Source organism: Ancylobacter sp. 3268 (assembly GCF_031456575.1).
In the GTDB taxonomy this organism is placed as follows: domain Bacteria; phylum Pseudomonadota; class Alphaproteobacteria; order Rhizobiales; family Xanthobacteraceae; genus Ancylobacter.
Genome location: NZ_JAVDUX010000006.1, coordinates 242,695 through 259,426 on the forward strand (window position 1 = coordinate 242,695; position 16,732 = coordinate 259,426).

A 16,732-nucleotide genomic window follows, 5' to 3' on the forward strand; every position below is an offset into this window, starting at 1 on the left:
GTCATGACGCATACCGACCGCGGACGGACCGATGGCGCCATCGTCATCGGCGGTGGCATTGCCGGGCTGGCCACCGCGCTGCACCTCGCCGCCGCACGGCTGCCGGTGACGCTGCTGGTCGCGGGCCCGCTGGGGGCGGGAGCGGCGACCTTCTGGGCGCAGGGCGGCATCGCCGCCGCGCTCGGCGCCGACGACCGGCCGGACCTGCACGCCATCGACACACTGACCGCCGGCGCCGGGCTCGCAGAGCCCGAGGCGGCGCGGCGCGTCGCGAGCGCGGCCCCGGCGGCGATCGACTGGCTGGTGTCGATCGGCGCGCCCTTCGATCGCGCGGCCGGCGGCGCCCTGGCACTGGGACTGGAGGCGGCGCATTCGCGCCGGCGCATCGTGCATGCCGAGGGCGACGGCACCGGCCGGGTGGTGCTGCAGACGCTGATCGCCGCCGTCCGCTCCAATCCTCTGGTGACCCTGTTGGAAGGCACGAGAGCCACCGCGCTGCGCACCGACGCGCGCGGCGGCATCGCCGGCGTCGCGGTGCGGGACCCGGAAGGCCGTGCCGCCGAGCTGGCGGGACGGGCGGTGGTGCTGGCGACCGGCGGGCTGGGCGCGCTCTACGCCTCCACCACCAATCCGCTCGGCGCCACCGGCTCCGGGCTGGCATTGGCCGCCCGTGCGGGCGCGGTGATGCGCGACATGGAGTTCGTGCAGTTTCATCCCACCGCCATCGCCTGCGGCGCGATGGAAAAGGGCCTGCCGATGCCGCTCGCCACCGAGGCGCTGCGCGGCGAAGGCGCCCGCCTGTTCAACGATCGCGGCGAACGCTTCATGGCCGATATTCCCGGCGCCGAGCTCGCGCCGCGCGACGTGGTGGCACGCGCCATCTTCGCCGAGCTGGCGGCCGGCCGCCGCGTGGTGCTGGATGCCCGGCTCAGGCATGTCGAGACACGCTTTCCCGGCGTGGTGGCACTGTGCCGCGCCAATGGGCTCGATCCGGTCCGCGAGCCGATACCGGTGCGGCCGGCGGCGCATTACCATATGGGCGGCGTCGAGGTGGACGCGCAGGGCCGCACCGGCCTGCCCGGCCTGTGGGCCTGCGGCGAGGTCGCCTCCACCGGCCTGCACGGCGCCAACCGGCTGGCCAGCAACTCGCTGCTCGAAGCGCTCGCCTATGCCGGCTGGATCGCCGCCGATATCGCCGCCGCCACCCCTGCCGGCACGCCGCTGCCGGGCGCGGTGCCGGCGCTCCCCGCGCCGCCTCCCCCGGCGTTGCGGCAGTTGATGGACCGGCAGGTCGGCGTGGTGCGCGACAAGGCTGGCCTCGCCGACGCCGTCGCCACCCTCGCCGGCGACGGGGACGCGGCGCAGGTGGCGCTCATGGTCGCCCGCGCCGCGCTGGCCCGCACCGAAAGCCGCGGCGGGCATTTCCGCGCCGACCATCCGCATCCGGCCACCCCGACATGGCACAGCCGCCAGACGCTCGGCCGGATGGCCGAACCGGGGATCGAACCGGAGCCCGGCCGCGTGCGGCGCGCGGCCGACGATGCCGAGCGGCAGGTCGCCTGAGAGCGACCGCCTCAAGCGACGCTGCCCGACGCCGACCGCCGGGGGTGCCCCCAAGGCCCGCCCGATCCGCTTCCCGCCCCGAGACCCGTGCCATGCCCCTGCCATGCCCCCTGCCATGACCCGTGCCATGTCCCTGTCCCCGCTTCCCCGCCTGATGATCGAGCCGCTGGTCCGCGCCGCCTTCCTGGAGGATCTCGGCCGCGCCGGCGACATCACCACCGATGCGGTGATCCCGGCCGAGCTGCGGTTTTCGGCGGTGATCGGCAGTCGCCAGCCGGGCGTGCTCGCCGGCATCGATGTCGCGGCGCTGGCCTTCGAGCTGATCGACCCGGCGTTGCGGATCGAGACCGTCCGCGGCGACGGCGCGCCGATGGCGCCCGGCGACGTGGTGCTGAAAGTGGAGGGCGCGGCCCGCTCCATCCTGACCGCCGAGCGGGTGGCGCTCAACTTCGCCAGCCATCTCTCCGGCATCGCCACCGCCACCCAATCGCTGGTCAGCGTCGCCCGCGCGCATGCCCCGAGCCCCGGCAAGGCGCAGGTGGTGTGCACCCGCAAGACCACGCCGGGCCTCAGGGCGCTGGAAAAGCACGCGGTGAAGGCCGGCGGCGGCTCCAACCACCGCTTCGGCCTCGACGACGCCGTGCTGATCAAGGACAACCACATCGCGGTGGCCGGCGGCGTCGCCACCGCCATCGCCCGTGCCCGCGCCCATGCCGGCCACATGGTGAAGATCGAGGTGGAGGTCGACACGCTGGCCCAACTCGACGAGGCGATGACGGCCGGCGTCGACGCGGTGCTGCTCGACAACATGTCGCCCGCCACGCTCGCCGAGGCGGTGCGGATGGTCGGCGGGCGGGCGATCACCGAGGCGTCCGGGCGCATCAATCGCGAGACCATCGGCGCGGTGGCGGCGAGCGGGGTGGACCTGATCTCGGTGGGCTGGATCACCCACAGCGCCCCGGTGCTCGACCTCGGGCTCGACGCGCTGGAGGTGGTTCAGGCGCCGGGCGGGCCGAACGCCGCCTCCACCTCGGCGAGATAGCGCTGCGACACCGGCACGCGACAGCCATTGCTGAGGAGCAGCACGCCGACCCGCCCGGCCCGCTCATAGGCCTCCACCGCCTGATCGCTCACCCACCAGGAGCGGTGCACCTGCCGGCCCGCCACCGGCTGCGTGCCGGCGATGGCGTCGGTGAGCCGCATCAGCAGCAGCGCCGAGCCGCGCATGGTGTGCACGCGCACATAATGGTCTTCCATCTGCAGGCAGACGAGGGGGCCGCGCAGCTCCGGCGGCAGGCGCTCGACCAGCGGGGGAACGAGCCGCGACACGGCAGGTGCAGCGATGTCCACCGGCGAAGGCGGAGCGAGCGCGGCGGGCGGCGGGCCGGGCGCCGCCGTGGCCGGCGGCGGGCCGAGCGTCAGCAGCCTCGACAGCAGGAGAGCGGTGCCGCCGAGAACGAGGATCTGCAGATACATCTCCAGCACCTCGGGCAGGGTCGCCTGCCAGCCGGTCAGCGCATGCGTCGCCGCGCCGGCGATGACGACCATCGGCACGGCGGCGAGCAGCACCGCCGCCACCTCCCGCCGGACCGGGCGCGGCGCTTCAAAGCCGCGCCGCTCCGCCAGCGCCAACCTTGCGCCCGCCACAAGCGCGAACCACACGACCAGCAGGGTCGACCAGTAGCCCATCCGCACGATGAAACTCTGCTCGTCGACGCCGAACGGACGCATCCACGCCAGCACCGGGGCGAGGGCGAAGGAAAAGCAGGACTCGGCGGCGCGGACCTGCAGCCACGCGACGTCCAGCCCGCGGCGCGCCGGCTGCGCGAAATCGCGCCGCGCAACACCCTGCAATTTCGCGAAACAGCGCATCATTCGGCGGTCTCCGGATACTGCGCCGCACCATTGGCGAAGATTCGGGCGCATTTGCGAAAACCGTCTGGCCGCAACGTGATGGCACGATGTGAATGCGCTCGAAGCTGGACAGGTCTCCAGCGTTGATCGCGAGCGTCCGCATGTTCCCTCGAGAGTTCCGTCGAAAATTTTCCACCCGGCCGGCCGCCGCCGGCCTGACCGCCGTCCTGCTTCTGGCCGCCTCCGAGCGCGCGCAGGCGGCCGATGTGTCGCCGTCCGGGGCGCAGCCCTCGGCAGTTCCGTCAACGACGCCCCCGTCTTCCGACGTGCCGGCTTCGGTGCTGCAGCCTTCCCTTGCCGGCGGGCTCGACACCCTCCACCGGACGCTCATCGACTGGCAGGTGGTGCTGGGCGGCGGCGCGATGATCCAGCCGAGCTATGAGGGCTCCAGCAGCTTCGAGGTCAGCCCGGTCCCCTTCGTCATGGCCACCTTCGGCGAGCATGTGAAGTTCGACCCGACCGGCCTCTCGGTCGACGTCTACAGCCTCGGCAACCTCTATTTCAGCGCCAAGCTCGGCTACGACCTCGGACGCAAGGAAGACGACGATGCGTATCTGCGCGGGCTCGGCGACATCGACGCCGGGGCGGTGCTGGGCGGCACGGTCGCCTACGAGATGGGGCCGGCCGAATTCTACGCCACCTTCGAGCGCATCGTCGGCGGCAGCGAGGGCACGCAGATCCAGTTCGGCGTCGACCTGAACCATCAGGTCGATCGCTTCATCTTCACCGCCGACCTCTCCGCCACCTGGGCGGATGAGACCTACATGCAGAGCTATTTCGGCGTTACCGCCCTGCAATCGGCGGCGTCGGGCCTGCCGCAATACCAGGCCGATGCCGGGCTGAAGCGGGTCGACCTCTCGCTCGCCGTCACCTATGCCTTCGACGAACACTGGCTGGTGCGCGGGCAGGCAGGGCTGGGATACCTGCTGGGCGATGCCGCCGACAGCCCGATCGTGCAGGAGGCGTTCCAGCCCTCGGGTCTCATCGCCATCGGCTACAGGTTCTGACGGCCGCGCCGGCGGCGCGGCTGCCATGCATCTTCATACCGTCTCCGCCACGCCCTGCCCTTGAAAGCGGCATGCTTTTGTGCGATGCATATAGCGTCTGCTAATGATCATGCGGGAGAGACCGACAGTCCTCTCTCGGGACGCGTGCCGGCGCCGACGGAGCAACCCCCCAGGAAACTCTCAGGCAAAAGGACCGCATGGTCAGGACAATCTGGAGAGAGGCGGCGGCGCATCGCTGAAGGCGCGCCAGTCGCCCACCGAAGGGGAAGCCCGGGAATACGGCGGCCTGTCCGTCGATCTCGGGGCGAGCTCTCAGGTATCCGCGACAGATTGGGGACAGTCGGCTGAAACGCCAAACATGCCTAGCGGCATGGGCGAGGCAGCTTCGTCGTCCTCAAGCGCGGGAGAGCCCCATGCGCAGCTTCGCCGTCATCGGTGCCGGCATCACCGGTATCACCACCGCCTATTCCCTCATCCGCAAAGGTTATGACGTCACCGTCATCGACCGCCAGCGCTATCCGGCGATGGAGACCTCCTTCGCCAATGGCGGCCAGCTCTCGGCCTCCAATGCCGAGGTATGGAACTCCTGGGCGACCGTGTTCAAGGGCATCAAATGGATGCTGACCCCGGACGCGCCGCTGCTGATGAACCCCATGCCCTCCTGGCACAAATACAGCTGGATGGCCGAGTTCCTCGCCAACATCCCGAGCTACCGCGCCAACACGGTGGAGACCACCCGCCTCGCCATCGCCTCGCGCAAATACATGTTCGAGATCGCCGAGCGCGAGAAGATCGACTTCAATCTCGAGAAGCGCGGCATCCTGCACATCTACCGCGACAAGGCGAGCTTCGAGACCGCCGGCCGCGTCAGCCAGATGTATGCCGAGGGCGGCCTCGCCCGCCGTGCGGTGACGCCGGACGAGATGCGCACGATCGAGCCGACGCTGCACGGCAATTACTATGGCGGTTACTTCACCGAGTCCGATTCCACCGGCGACATCCACAAATTCACCCGCGGCCTCGCCGATGCCTGCAAGCGGCTCGGCGTCAGCTTCGTCAACGAAGCCACCGTGGAGAGCGTGACCCATACCGGCAAGGGCCGGGACGGCACGGGGATCGACATCGCCTTTTCCTTCGCAGCCGGCGACGAGAGCGGCCTCGTCACCCATGAGACCCGCTCCTTCGACGGTGTGGTGGTGTGCGCCGGCGTCGGCTCGCGCGCCCTCGCCGCCAAGCTCGGCGACCGGGTGAACATCTATCCGGTGAAGGGCTATTCGATCACCGTGATGCTCGACGACGAGAAGAGCCAGAACGGCGCCCCCTGGGTGAGCCTGCTCGACGACAAGACCAAGATCGTCACCTCGCGCCTCGGCAAGGAGCGCTTCCGCGTCGCCGGCACCGCCGAGTTCAACGGCGAGAACCGCGACATCCGCGACGACCGGGTGCGGCCGCTGATCGACTGGACGCGCCGGCTGTTCCCGGACGTGAACACCAGCCGCTGCGTGCCGTGGGCCGGCCTGCGGCCGATGCTGCCGAGCATGCTGCCGCGCGTCGGCGCCGGCAAGCTGCCGGGCGTTTTCTACAACACCGGCCACGGCCATCTCGGCTGGACGCTGTCGGCGGTCACCGCCGAGATGGTGGGCGAGAAGATCGCTGCCGCGCTGCCGGTCGAGGCGCCGGCGGCGGGGGCGACGTTCGCGGTGGCGGCGGAGTGAGGGGGGCCGCGCATCTTTTGGGACGCGCGGCGCGCAAGCGAAGACAATCCAATGGGCGGGGCGTGTGTGCAGAGGCGCGTTCGTCGCCCGCACGAACGGCCGGACATACCCGGTATGATGCCGGGCATGTCCGCGTGAGGGATGGCAGCTCATCTCATGCATGGCACCGGCCGACCTTCGCCGTCGCCACGGCTTGACCAGGTCGTTCTGCATCTCTAATCGTCGTGGTGCAGTCGCTCCTTCGGGGCTGCCGTAGGCGTTACCGTCATCCAACGCGTCCTGTTGTCGAGAGGATCCCAGCTGGGAAGGGCTCGACATTCGCGGCGCATGGACGGCACCTATGAAAATGACGAACAACACCATCCTCATCACTGGCGGAAGCCGTGGCATCGGCAGAGCCCTCGCCGAAGCGTTCCACGCGCGTGGCAACCATGTTGTCATCACGGGCCGGCGGCAATCTGTGCTCGACGACATCGTCGCGGGACGGCCTTGTTTTGCCGGCCTGGAACTTGATCTCGACAACCCCGCCTCGGTTCGCGATCTCTCGCGCGAGATCACTGCGGGATTTCCCCAGCTCAACGTGCTTATCGCCAATGCCGGCATTTCGACGAGCGAGGACATGACGGCGGACGACTGGGACGTCTCGAATGCAGAGGCGATGGTCGAAACCAATATCCTCGGTGTTCTGCGTGTCACCGCCGCGCTTCTTCCCATACTGAAGCGTCGCACGGACGCAACGTTCATGGCGACGAGTTCCGCCCTCGCCTTTCTGCCGCGCGCCGACTTTCCAACCTACTGCGCCACCAAGGCGTTCCTGCACTCCTGGCTCGTATCGCTGCGCCATCAACTCAGGCGCGTGCCCGTCGAGGTGCTGGAGCTGTCGCCCCCTTATGTGCAGACGGAACTCACGGGCCGCGCGCAGGCAACCGATCCGCGCGCCATGCCGCTCGACGCCTATGTCGACGAGGTGATGCATCGGCTTGAACGCGGCGATCATCCGAGGGGCGAAGTGCTGCTGGATCGTGACCATGCCAGGCGCTGGGCCGAACGTAACGGACGCTACGACGCGATCTTTGCCGCCATGAATCCAGCCTGAGCCGATAGGCCATCTGACGACGGACAAGCCGGCGGCGCGGCACGCCTCGTCAGCCGAGCCGCGCCGCCCTCAACCTCAGCGCATTGCCGATGACGCTCACCGAGGACAGCGACATGGCGAGCGCCGCCACCATCGGCGACAGCAGCAGGCCGAAGATCGGATAGAGCACGCCCGCCGCGATCGGCACGCCGGCGGCATTGTAGACGAAGGCGAAGAACAGGTTCTGCCGGATGTTTGCCATGGTCGCCGCCGACAGCCGCCGCGCCCGCACGATGCCCATCAGGTCGCCCTTGAGCAGCGTCACCCCGGCGCTCTCGATGGCGACATCGGTGCCGTGGCCCATGGCGATGCCGACATCGGCCGCCGCCAGCGCGGGGGCGTCGTTCACCCCGTCGCCGGCCATGGCGACGACGCGGCCCTCGCCCTTCAGCCGCGCGACCACCGCCGCCTTGTCCTCCGGCGACACCTCGGCCTCGACCTCGGCAATGCCGAGCCGCTTCGCCACCGCCTGCGCGGTCACGCGGTTGTCGCCGGTGAGCATGACGACGCGCACGCCGTCCGCTTTGAGCGCGGCCAGCGCCTCGGGGGTGGTATCCTTCACCTTGTCGGCGATGGCGAGGATGGCGGCCGGCTTGCCGTTCACCGCCAGATAGATGGCGCTGGCGCCATCGGCGCGCAGCATGTCGGCGCGGGCCTTGAGCGACGACACGTCGATGCCGAGGCCGGACAGGAAGCCGGCCGAGCCGATCATCACCCGCTTGCCCTCGACGAGGCCATAGGCGCCCTTGCCGACCGGCGAATCGAAGCCGCGCACCTTGGGCAGATCGAGACCGCGCGCCTTCGCCGCCTCGACGATCGCGTGGGCGAGCGGATGCTCGGACGGCGCCTCCACCGCCGCGGCAAGGAGCAGCGCGCCGGCCTCGTCGAAGCCCTCCGCCGGCTCAAGGGCGACGAGGCTGGGACACCCCTCGGTGAGCGTGCCGGTCTTGTCGACCACGACGGTGTCCACCGAGGCGAGACGTTCCAGCGCCTCGGCGTTCCTGATCAGCACGCCCATCTGCGCGCCGCGCCCCACCCCGACCATGATCGACATCGGCGTCGCCAGCCCCAGCGCGCAGGGGCAGGCGATGATCAGCACCGCCACCGCGGCGATCAGGCCATGGGCGAATTTCGGGTCCGGCCCGAAGATTGCCCAAGCGGCGAAGGCAAGCAGCGCGCAGAGCACGACGAGCGGCACGAACCAGCCGGCGACGCGGTCGGCAAGGCGCTGGATCGGCGCGCGCGAGCGCTGCGCTTCCGCCACCATCTGCACGATACGCGCCAGCATGGTGTCGCGGCCGACCTTCCGCGCCACCATGACGAGGCCGCCGGAGCGGTTCAGCGTGCCGCCGATCAGCTTGTCGCCGACATCCTTGCTGACCGGCATGGATTCGCCGGTGACGAGGCTCTCGTCGAGCGCCGAGCGGCCCTCCTCCACCGTGCCGTCGACCGGCACCTTCTCGCCCGGCCGCACCCGCAGCCGGTCGCCGACGGCAATGGCGTCGAGCGGCACCTCCTCCTCCGAGTCGTCCGCATTGAGGCGGCGGGCGGTCTTGGGCGCGAGATCGAGCAGTGCCTTCAGCGCGCCGGAGGTCTGCTCGCGGGCGCGCAGCTCCAGCACCTGGCCGAGCAGGACGAGCACGGTGATGACGGCGGCCGCTTCGAAATACACCGCCACCGTGCCGTCGGCGCCGCGGAAGGCGGCCGGGAACAGGCCGGGCGCCAGCACGGCGACGAGGCTATAGAGATAGGCGACGCCGGTCCCGAGCGCGATCAGCGTGAACATGTTGAGGTTGCGGGAGACGAGCGACTCCCAGCCGCGCTGGAAGAACGGCCAGCCGGCCCACAGCACCACCGGGGTGGCGAGCGCCAGCTGGATCCAGCTCGACAGCTCCGGCGGCACCAGGTGATGCAGCGCCGGCACGAGATGCGCGCCCATCTCCAGCGCGAACACCGGCAGCGTCAGCGCGAGGCCGATCCAGAACCGCCGGGTCATGTCGATCAGTTCGTGGTTGGGGCCGTCGTCGAGGCTGACCAGCACCGGCTCCAGCGCCATGCCGCAGATCGGGCAGGAGCCGGGGCCGATCTGGCGGATCTCCGGGTGCATCGGGCAGGTGTATTCGGTGCCCTCCGGCACAGGCTCGGCCGGCGCGCGGTCGCCGAGATATTTCGCGGGGTCGGCGATGAACTTCGTGCGGCAGCCGGCCGAGCAGAAATAATAGGTCAGGCCGTTATGGTCGGCCTTCAGCGTCGCGGTGTGCGGATCGACGTCCATGCCGCAGACCGGATCCTTGGCCATGTGGGACGCCTCGCCGGCGGCGCCGGCCGGGTGATGGCCGTGATCGTGGCGGTGCGAATGGGAGTGCGAATGGGCGTGAACGGGCGCATCGTCATGATCATGATGATGGCCGCCGCAGCAGGCGGATGCCGGCTCCTTCGGCTTCGGGGCGGTATGGCCGCCGCAGCACGACGCGCCCTCGCCCGACACACGCGCCTCATGATCGTGATCGCCGTGAGCCATCGCCATCCTCCCTATACCCCGCCCGGGTATTCGACGCTTGCGATATATACCCCCCGAGGGTATATGACAAGCATGCAGAACGATACCCGCAGTTCCTGTCTGAAACGCCTGAGCCGCATCGAGGGTCAGGTGCGGGGCATTTCCCGCATGGTGGAGGACAACCGCTATTGCATCGACATCGTCACCCAGGTTGCGGCGGTACGGGCGGCGCTGAAGCGGGTGGAGGAAGAGGTGCTGCGCGACCATGTCGCCCATTGCGTCGAGCACGCCATTGCCTCCGGCGACCCGGACGAGCAGCGCCGCAAGATCACCGAGCTGGTCGCGACGCTCGGCAAGGTGAACGGGTGAGGCGCTGGCGGCGTATCGAGCCGCCGGTCGGGCACGCCGAAGCCGATGCGGCGTGGTCAGCGAGGCCGGTCAGGCGGGAACATAGGTCAGCCGGATCACGTCCCCGTCGATGAGATCGGCGGCCGTCAGGCGGAGCGGCGGCCGGTGGCCAGCAAAGAACGGCGTGCCGCGACCGAGCACGACGGGATGGAGATAGAGGCGATACTCGTCGATGAGACCGAGCTCGGCCAGGCTTCGTGCCAGGCCGGGACCGCCCACTTGTATCTCCCCGATCAGCCGAGCCTTGAGCGCGCCGATCTCCGCCTCGATATCGCCGCCGACGAGCGTCGCGTTGGGACCCACCGATGTCAGGGTGCGCGACACCACCCATTTCAGCTGGGCCTGCCACGCCGCCGCGAAGTCGCGCCGCGCCGCGTCCCATTCGGGACGATCCTCGTCCCAATAGGACATGATCTCGTACAGGCGGCGGCCATACAGGCTGCCGACCTGACCACGCGCCTGCTCGATGAAGTGACGGAACAGCGCAGGGCCGGGCCCGAACGCCATATAGTCGACATAACCATCGAGGGACTGGTTCATTCCGAAGACGAGCTTCGCCATGACGGACCTCCCTAATCCGGCGCCGTAAGACCGAGCGAGGTGACATAGCCGCGATTGATCGTCGTCCTGGCGAAGCGGGCATTGTCGAGATAGGCCCGCAGCGTCGCCACCACCTGCTCGCGCGGCGGCCTCTGCATACTGTCCCACTCCGCGCGCGGCACCGAGCCGAAGGCGGCGATGGCGTCCCAGCCCTCCGGCTTGGCGATCGAGGCCACGGTGGAGCGGGAATCGAGGTTCTTATAGGTCCAGAAGCTCCAGCCGATGCCGAATTTCTCGTTCATCGCCCGGTACTTGGCGTTCCACTCGTCGGTAAGCTCGCCGGTCTCGCCGAGGAAGATCGGCACGCCCCAGCGATTGGCGAAATTGACGTAGTCCTGCACCTCGCGCCGCTCCGGGCTGGCCCAGAATTTGTGGTAGGTGTAGCCGACATTGTCCGCGAAGGGCGGCCCGAACACACCGAAATTGGTGCTCCACTGCGCCGCCGCCAGGATGACCGGGTGGTTGGGATCGACCGAGCGGATCGCCGCGGTGATCTCGGCATAGAGCGGCTCCAGCCGCGGATTGAGGTAATCCATATCGTGATAGGGCGAGATCGGCTCGTTGAGCAGATCATAGGCGAGCACCGCCGTCTCGTCCCTGTAGCGCGCGGCGATCGCCCGCCACAGGGCGACGGTGCGGCGCCTGAATTCCGGCACGTAGAAGGTCAGCGGATAGCCGACGCCGTCGTCATGGTTCACCCCGGTCTGGCCGCCCGGCGCGGCGTGGATATCGAGGATGACCTTGATGCCGTGCGCCTTCGCCCAGCCGAGGGCGCGGTCGATCAGCGCCCAGCCCTCGCCCTGCGGATCGACCCGCGAAGGATCGGCGGGATCGAGGAAGAATTTCCAGTGCAGCGGCACGCGGACGGTGGTGAAGCCGGCCGCCGACAGGAAGGCGAAGTCGTCCTCGCGGATATACACGTCGCGGAAATCCTTCCAGAACCGCGCCGCCTCCTCCGGGCCAGCGAGGTACTGGATCACGTCCTCGATCTCGCGCGGCGAGCGCTGGACCTTGAACTTGAACATGTAACCTTCCGGCAGCAGCCAGTTGCCGAAGCTCATGCCCTTGACCGCGAAGGTCGAGCCGTCCGGCCGGACGAAGCGCGTGCCCTCGGCGCGCACGAAGCCGGCCAGCGCCCCGTTCGGCGAGGGCGGGGTGGAAGCGGCCTGCTGCGCCGAGGCCGGCGCGACGAAAGCGACGGCGAAAGCGACAAGGGCGGCGGAAATGCAGAAGCGGGAGCGGGGGCGAGCGATCATGGCGCGCCAAGCTAGCGCATGTCCGGCACGCGGGAAATCTCCGCCGCGCCGGATTTGCTGCGTTGCGGCGCGGCGGGGTGACAGCGCTGCCCGCTCGGGCTAATCCATTGCAGCTTTCGCTTTTTCCCGCCGCCTTTCCCGCCCTGCTGCCCAGCGCAACGTCACGGTTCTTCCCGTTCATGTCGCTTTACCAGGCCGCCTTCTTCCTCCTCGCCCTGTTTTTCGTGCTCGCCGTTACCGCCCGTGGCCGGGTGCTGCCGCTGCTGGCGCTGCTCGTCGGCGCCACCGGCTTCGGCTACGCCGCGGGCATGTCGACCAGCCATTTCACCAAGGCATTCGGGCTCGGCTTCGCGCAGAGCGTGAACGGGCTCGGCCTCACCGTGCTGGCGGCGGCCTTCCTCGCCGCCATCGCCGATGCCGCCGGCGCCACCGCCTGGCTGAAGGAGAAGGCGCGAGGCTGGCGCAGCCGCTCGCTGCCGCTGGCAGCGGTCGGCCTCGTCTCCGGCGTCGCCTCCACGCCGGCCGCCGCCTTCGCCGTGCTCACCCCGCTGCTGCGGGCGCTGGGCGGCGGGGCGCCGCGCCCGGCGCTTGCCCTCGGCCTGTCGCTCTCCGGCGCGCATGGCCTGCTCATCCCCGCCCCGGTGATGCTGGCCAGCGCCACCATCCTTGCCGCCGACTGGTCGCTCGCCCTCGCCTATGGCGTGCCGGTGGCGGTGCTGGCGGTGCTGGTCGGGCTCGGCTTCGCCCGAGCCGCCGCCTCCGGCCGACCGGTCGAGGCCGACACCAGCGCGGTGATGGACGGCGACAGCCTGCACGCGCCGAAACGGGCGGCGCTGGCGCTGGTGCTGGTGAGCGTCGGGCTGATCGCGCTGCTGATCACCCAGTCGCTCGGCGACATCGCCTCCGAGCCGCTGGGCGGCGGCTCCAACCGCGAGTTCCTGCTGGCGCTCGGCCGGCCGCCGGCGCTGTTGCTAGCCGGCGTGGCGCTGATGCTGCTGGTGAGCTGGCATCGCGAGGCCGGCGGCTTTGGCGAACAGGGCTGGGTCGGGCGCGGCCTCGCCGGCGCCGCCGGGCTGATCCTGCTGATCGGCGTCGCCGGCGGCCTCGCCAAGATGGCGCAGGAGACCGGCATGGCGGAGATGAATGCCGAGCGGCTGCTGGGCTGGCATCCGGCCGGCGCGCTGGCGCTGCTGCTGCCCTTCGCGCTGGCGGCGGTGATGAAGACGTTGCAGGGCTCTTCGCTGGTCGCCGCCATCACCGCGGCCGGCATGATGATGGAACTTGCCGTGCCGCTCGGCCTCGGCGATCCGGCCGGCCGGGCGCTCGCCGCGCTCGCCATCGGCGCCGGGGCGATGACGGTCTCACACCTCAATGACGGGCTGTTCTGGCTGGTGGCGCAAGCGGCCCGCCTGTCACCGGCCGCCGCGGTGGCACGGTTCTCGCTGGGCACCGCGGTGCAGGGAACGGTGGTGCTCGCGGCCCTGATCTTGCTGCGATTGCTGTTTAGCTGAGCCTCGGGGGAGAGCTTCCATGATCCGACGCCGCGACCTTCTGCTCGCCATGCCCGCCGGGCTGGCCGCCGGCGCGCTGCCGCGCGACCTCGCCCAGGCCCAGGCCCAGCCCCAACCCCAGCCCCAGGCCGCGCCGGCCGCCCCGGGGCCGGAACCGCGGCTCCCCGCCGGCTTCACCTTCGGCGCCTCGACCTCGTCCTACCAGATCGAGGGCGCGGTGAACGAGGACGGGCGCGGCCCCTCGGTCTGGGACACCTTTTCCCATACGCCGGGCCGCATCAAGGACGGCTCCAATGGCGACGTCGCCTGCGACCATTATCATCGCTTCGCCGAGGATGTGGAGTTGATGGCGCAGGCCGGGCTCGATTCCTACCGCTTCTCGATCGCCTGGCCGCGCGTGCAGCCCACCGGCGCCGGCGCGCCCAACGTGCCGGGCCTCGACTTCTACGACCGCCTCGTCGACCGGCTGCTGGCACGCGGGGTGAAGCCCTTCGCCTGCCTCTACCATTGGGACCTGCCGCAGGCGCTGCAGGACAAGGGCGGCTGGACCAGCCGCGACATCGTCCCGCGCTTTACCGAGTACGCGCAGCTGGTGGCGGCGCGACTCGGCGACCGGGTGCCGCGCTGGGCGATGCTGAACGAGCCCTCGGTGCACGCCATTTTCGGCCACGCCTTCGGCAACCATGCGCCGGGCATGACCGGCTGGAAGAACTACCTCGCCGCCCAGCACCACATGAACCTCGCCCAGGGCAGCGCCATCCGCGCCCTGCGGACCTCCCATCCGAGGCTCGGCCTCGGCACGGTGTTCTCGCTGCAGCCGGTGCTGCCGGCCACCGGCAAGCCGGAGGACGCCGCGGCGGCGGTGCGTTTCGACGCCGCGTGGAACGGCAACAATCTCGACCCGCTGTTCCATGGCCGCTACCCGCAGATCAGCGCCGCCGACTTCGCGCCGCTGATCAGGGACGGCGACCTCGAGGCCATCAAGGTGCCGGTCGACTTCCTCGGCGTGAACTATTACGGCCGCGCCCATGTGGTCGACGATCCGAACGGCGTCATTGCCGGCGCCGGCTGGGGGCCGCACCCGCCGGGTACCCGCACCACCGCCATGGGCTGGCCGATCGAGCCGCACGGCCTCGTCGAGGTGCTGGCCCGGCTGCGCGACGACTATGGCAACCCGCAGAGCTTCGTCACCGAGAACGGCGCCGCCTATGACGACCCGGCTCCCAAGCGCGGCACCGTCGACGATCCCGCCCGCGTGGCCTTCATCCGCGAGCATCTGATCGCCTGCCGGCAGGCGATCACTGATGGCTGCGCGCTGAAGGGCTACTATGTCTGGTCGCTGCTGGACAATTTCGAATGGGCGGAAGGCTACAGCCGCCGCTTCGGCGTGATCCATGTCGATTTCGCCACGCTTCAGCGCACGCCGAAGGCTTCCTTCGCTTATCTGGCGGCGGTGGCGCGCGGCGCGCCAGCCGGCGGGATAGTCACCGGCCCCTGAGGGCGGCGGGCGGCCCTCGACATGCAACCGACACATATCTCGGTCAATTGACGCGTATTGATCGAACCGCCCAACTTCGTGCTACCTAACACCCTCCCGAGCTCCGCTTCGCGCGGACCTCACAGACCGAGCCGTGGCATGCGTACAGACGACCCCGCTATTGCCGAGATCATCGATTTCATCTCCGCCGAGGTAGGGGTCGATTCGTCCCTGCTGACCCCGGACACGCCGGTTTCGGAGCTCGGCATTTCCTCGCTCGATCTCATCGAGACCATCTTCAAGCTCGAGGGCCGCTTCGGCATCGAGATCCCCAATGACGGCCCGCTCAACGGCACCGACGTCACCGTCGGCACGCTGGCCGACCATGTCGCGACGCTGATCCACGCCAAGCAGGCCGGCACCGCCTGATGCGCCGCGTCGCCATAACCGGCCTCGGCTCGCTCTCGGCACTCGGCAACGACGTGGCGGCGCATCTCGCCGGGCTGAAGGCCGGCACGGTCGGCATCGGCCAGACGCAGGGCGTCGACGTCTCCTCGATGAAGACCCGCATCTCCGCCGAGGTGAAGGGTTTCAAGCCGGAAGAGCATTTCGAGCCGCGCCAGCTCGGGCTTATCGACCGCACCTCGCAATTCGCCGTCACCGTCGCCCGCCAGGCGCTGGCCGATGCCGGCCCGGCGCTGGAAGGCGTGGCGCGCCACCGCGTCGGCGCCATCTTCGCCGCCTCCGTCGGCTTCCACGCCGTCGACGACAGCTACCACAAGCTGTATTTCGACAAGGCGCCGCGTCCGCATCCCTTCACCGTGCCGCGCGCCATGCCGAGCGGGCAGGTGAGCCATGTCACCATGGATCTCGGCATTCACGGCCCCTCCTTTTCCATCGCCTCGGCCTGCTCCTCCGCCTCGCACTCCATCGGCACCGCCTTCCACATGATCCGCTCCGGCATGCTGGATGTCGCCGTGGCCGGTGGCGGCGAATCGCAGCTCACCTACGGCATGCTGAAGAGCTGGGAAGCCTTGCGGGTGCTGTCGCCCGACGGCTGCCGGCCCTTCTCCAAGGACCGCAACGGCCTCGTCATCGGCGAGGGCGCCGGCGCGATCGTACTGGAGGAGATGGACCGCGCCATCGCCCGCGGCGCCACCATCCACGCCGAGATGATCGGCTTCGGCATGAGCGCCGACGGCATGGACATCACCGCGCCGGACATGGCGAGCGCGGCGGCCTCGATGCGTTTCGCACTGGAGGATGCCGGGCTGGCGCCGGAGGCGGTCGACTATGTCAGCGCCCACGGCACCGCCACCGCGCTGAACGACAAGACCGAGACGGCGGCGCTGCGCCTGGTCTTCGGCGCGCATCTCGACCGGCTGCCGATCTCGTCGTCGAAATCGCAATACGGCCACACGATGAACGCCTCGGGAGCGCTGGACTGCGTCACCACGGTGCTGGCACTGCGCGAGGGCTTCCTGCCGCCCACCATGGGGTTCACCACGCCCGATCCCGATTGCGATCTCGACTGCGTGCCGAACGCAGCCCGCGCCGCCGCGCCGCAGGTGGCGCTTTCCTCCAGCTTCGCCTTTGGCGGGCTCAATGCCGTGCTGGCGCTGAAGCGCTATAACGGCTGAGCCTCC

General features: G+C 69.8%; 14 protein-coding genes and 2 riboswitches. Of the genes, 10 read left to right on the plus strand and 4 right to left on the minus strand.

All coding sequences use genetic code 11. From position 1 onward, the window contains the following. Positions 1–3 precede the first annotated feature (3 nt). Complete coding sequence (locus J2X65_RS11170) at positions 4–1,563, plus strand: L-aspartate oxidase (protein ID WP_310200986.1); 1,560 nt, start codon at positions 4–6, stop codon at positions 1,561–1,563. A gap of 115 nt (positions 1,564–1,678) precedes the next feature. Continuing rightward, positions 1,679–2,605, plus strand: a complete 927-nt coding sequence (gene nadC / locus J2X65_RS11175) for a carboxylating nicotinate-nucleotide diphosphorylase (RefSeq protein WP_310200987.1) — start codon at positions 1,679–1,681, stop codon at positions 2,603–2,605. Here nadC and J2X65_RS11180 read toward each other — a convergent pair. Beyond that, positions 2,560–3,438, minus strand: coding sequence for a LytTR family DNA-binding domain-containing protein (locus J2X65_RS11180; RefSeq protein ID WP_310200988.1), 879 nt, complete (start codon positions 3,436–3,438; stop codon positions 2,560–2,562). The genes nadC and J2X65_RS11180 overlap by 46 nt on opposite strands. A 140-nt stretch (positions 3,439–3,578) precedes the next feature. On the opposite strand from J2X65_RS11180, the gene J2X65_RS11185 reads away from it, so the two are divergent. The 3 genes from J2X65_RS11185 to J2X65_RS11195 all read left to right on the plus strand — a co-directional run bounded on the left by J2X65_RS11185 (position 3,579) and on the right by J2X65_RS11195 (position 7,295). After that, positions 3,579–4,484 carry a MipA/OmpV family protein gene (locus J2X65_RS11185; RefSeq protein ID WP_310200989.1) on the plus strand — a complete coding sequence of 302 codons (906 nt, stop codon included), beginning with the start codon at positions 3,579–3,581 and terminating at the stop codon, positions 4,482–4,484. A gap of 102 nt (positions 4,485–4,586) precedes the next feature. Then, positions 4,587–4,690, plus strand: a riboswitch (glycine riboswitch). Between the two features lies 1 nt (position 4,691). Continuing rightward, positions 4,692–4,817, plus strand: a riboswitch (glycine riboswitch). Positions 4,818–4,897: 80 nt separating this feature from the next. Next, entirely contained in the window at positions 4,898–6,199 is a 1,302-nt protein-coding gene (locus tag J2X65_RS11190; protein ID WP_310200990.1) for a D-amino acid dehydrogenase, read from the plus strand. 340 nt (positions 6,200–6,539) lie between these two features. Next, positions 6,540–7,295, plus strand: a complete 756-nt coding sequence (locus tag J2X65_RS11195) for an SDR family NAD(P)-dependent oxidoreductase (RefSeq protein ID WP_310200991.1) — start codon at positions 6,540–6,542, stop codon at positions 7,293–7,295. A 49-nt stretch (positions 7,296–7,344) separates the two neighbouring features. On the opposite strand, the gene J2X65_RS11200 is transcribed toward J2X65_RS11195, so the two are convergent. Continuing rightward, on the minus strand, positions 7,345–9,855 hold the full coding sequence (locus J2X65_RS11200; protein ID WP_404977690.1) for a heavy metal translocating P-type ATPase: 2,511 nt from the start codon (positions 9,853–9,855) through the stop codon (positions 7,345–7,347). 72 nt (positions 9,856–9,927) lie between these two features. Here J2X65_RS11200 and J2X65_RS11205 point away from each other — a divergent pair, with 72 nt between their 5' ends. Beyond that, positions 9,928–10,203 carry a metal-sensitive transcriptional regulator gene (locus J2X65_RS11205; protein ID WP_310200992.1) on the plus strand — a complete coding sequence of 92 codons (276 nt, stop codon included), beginning with the start codon at positions 9,928–9,930 and terminating at the stop codon, positions 10,201–10,203. A gap of 69 nt (positions 10,204–10,272) precedes the next feature. Here J2X65_RS11205 and J2X65_RS11210 read toward each other — a convergent pair whose 3' ends face one another. Next, the gene (locus tag J2X65_RS11210) at positions 10,273–10,803 is read right to left on the minus strand and encodes a dihydrofolate reductase family protein (RefSeq protein WP_310200993.1); all 531 of its coding nucleotides are present in this window, start codon (positions 10,801–10,803) and stop codon (positions 10,273–10,275) included. Between the two features lie 11 nt (positions 10,804–10,814). Beyond that, positions 10,815–12,098, minus strand: a complete 1,284-nt coding sequence (locus J2X65_RS11215; RefSeq protein WP_310200994.1) for a cellulase family glycosylhydrolase — start codon at positions 12,096–12,098, stop codon at positions 10,815–10,817. 107 nt (positions 12,099–12,205) lie between these two features. Here J2X65_RS11215 and J2X65_RS11220 point away from each other — a divergent pair, with 107 nt between their 5' ends. The 4 genes from J2X65_RS11220 to J2X65_RS11235 all read left to right on the plus strand — a co-directional run bounded on the left by J2X65_RS11220 (position 12,206) and on the right by J2X65_RS11235 (position 16,726). Next, the gene (locus tag J2X65_RS11220; RefSeq protein ID WP_310200995.1) at positions 12,206–13,609 is read left to right on the plus strand and encodes a GntP family permease; all 1,404 of its coding nucleotides are present in this window, start codon (positions 12,206–12,208) and stop codon (positions 13,607–13,609) included. A 19-nt stretch (positions 13,610–13,628) separates the two neighbouring features. Further along, complete coding sequence (locus J2X65_RS11225) at positions 13,629–15,107, plus strand: GH1 family beta-glucosidase (RefSeq protein WP_310200996.1); 1,479 nt, start codon at positions 13,629–13,631, stop codon at positions 15,105–15,107. A gap of 138 nt (positions 15,108–15,245) precedes the next feature. Continuing rightward, positions 15,246–15,515 (plus strand): acyl carrier protein, encoded by a 270-nt coding sequence (locus tag J2X65_RS11230; protein ID WP_310200997.1) that lies wholly within the window; start codon positions 15,246–15,248, stop codon positions 15,513–15,515. Continuing rightward, positions 15,515–16,726 (plus strand): beta-ketoacyl-[acyl-carrier-protein] synthase family protein, encoded by a 1,212-nt coding sequence (locus J2X65_RS11235; protein ID WP_310200998.1) that lies wholly within the window; start codon positions 15,515–15,517, stop codon positions 16,724–16,726. Before J2X65_RS11230 ends, J2X65_RS11235 begins: the two co-directional genes overlap by 1 nt. Positions 16,727–16,732 lie beyond the last annotated feature (6 nt).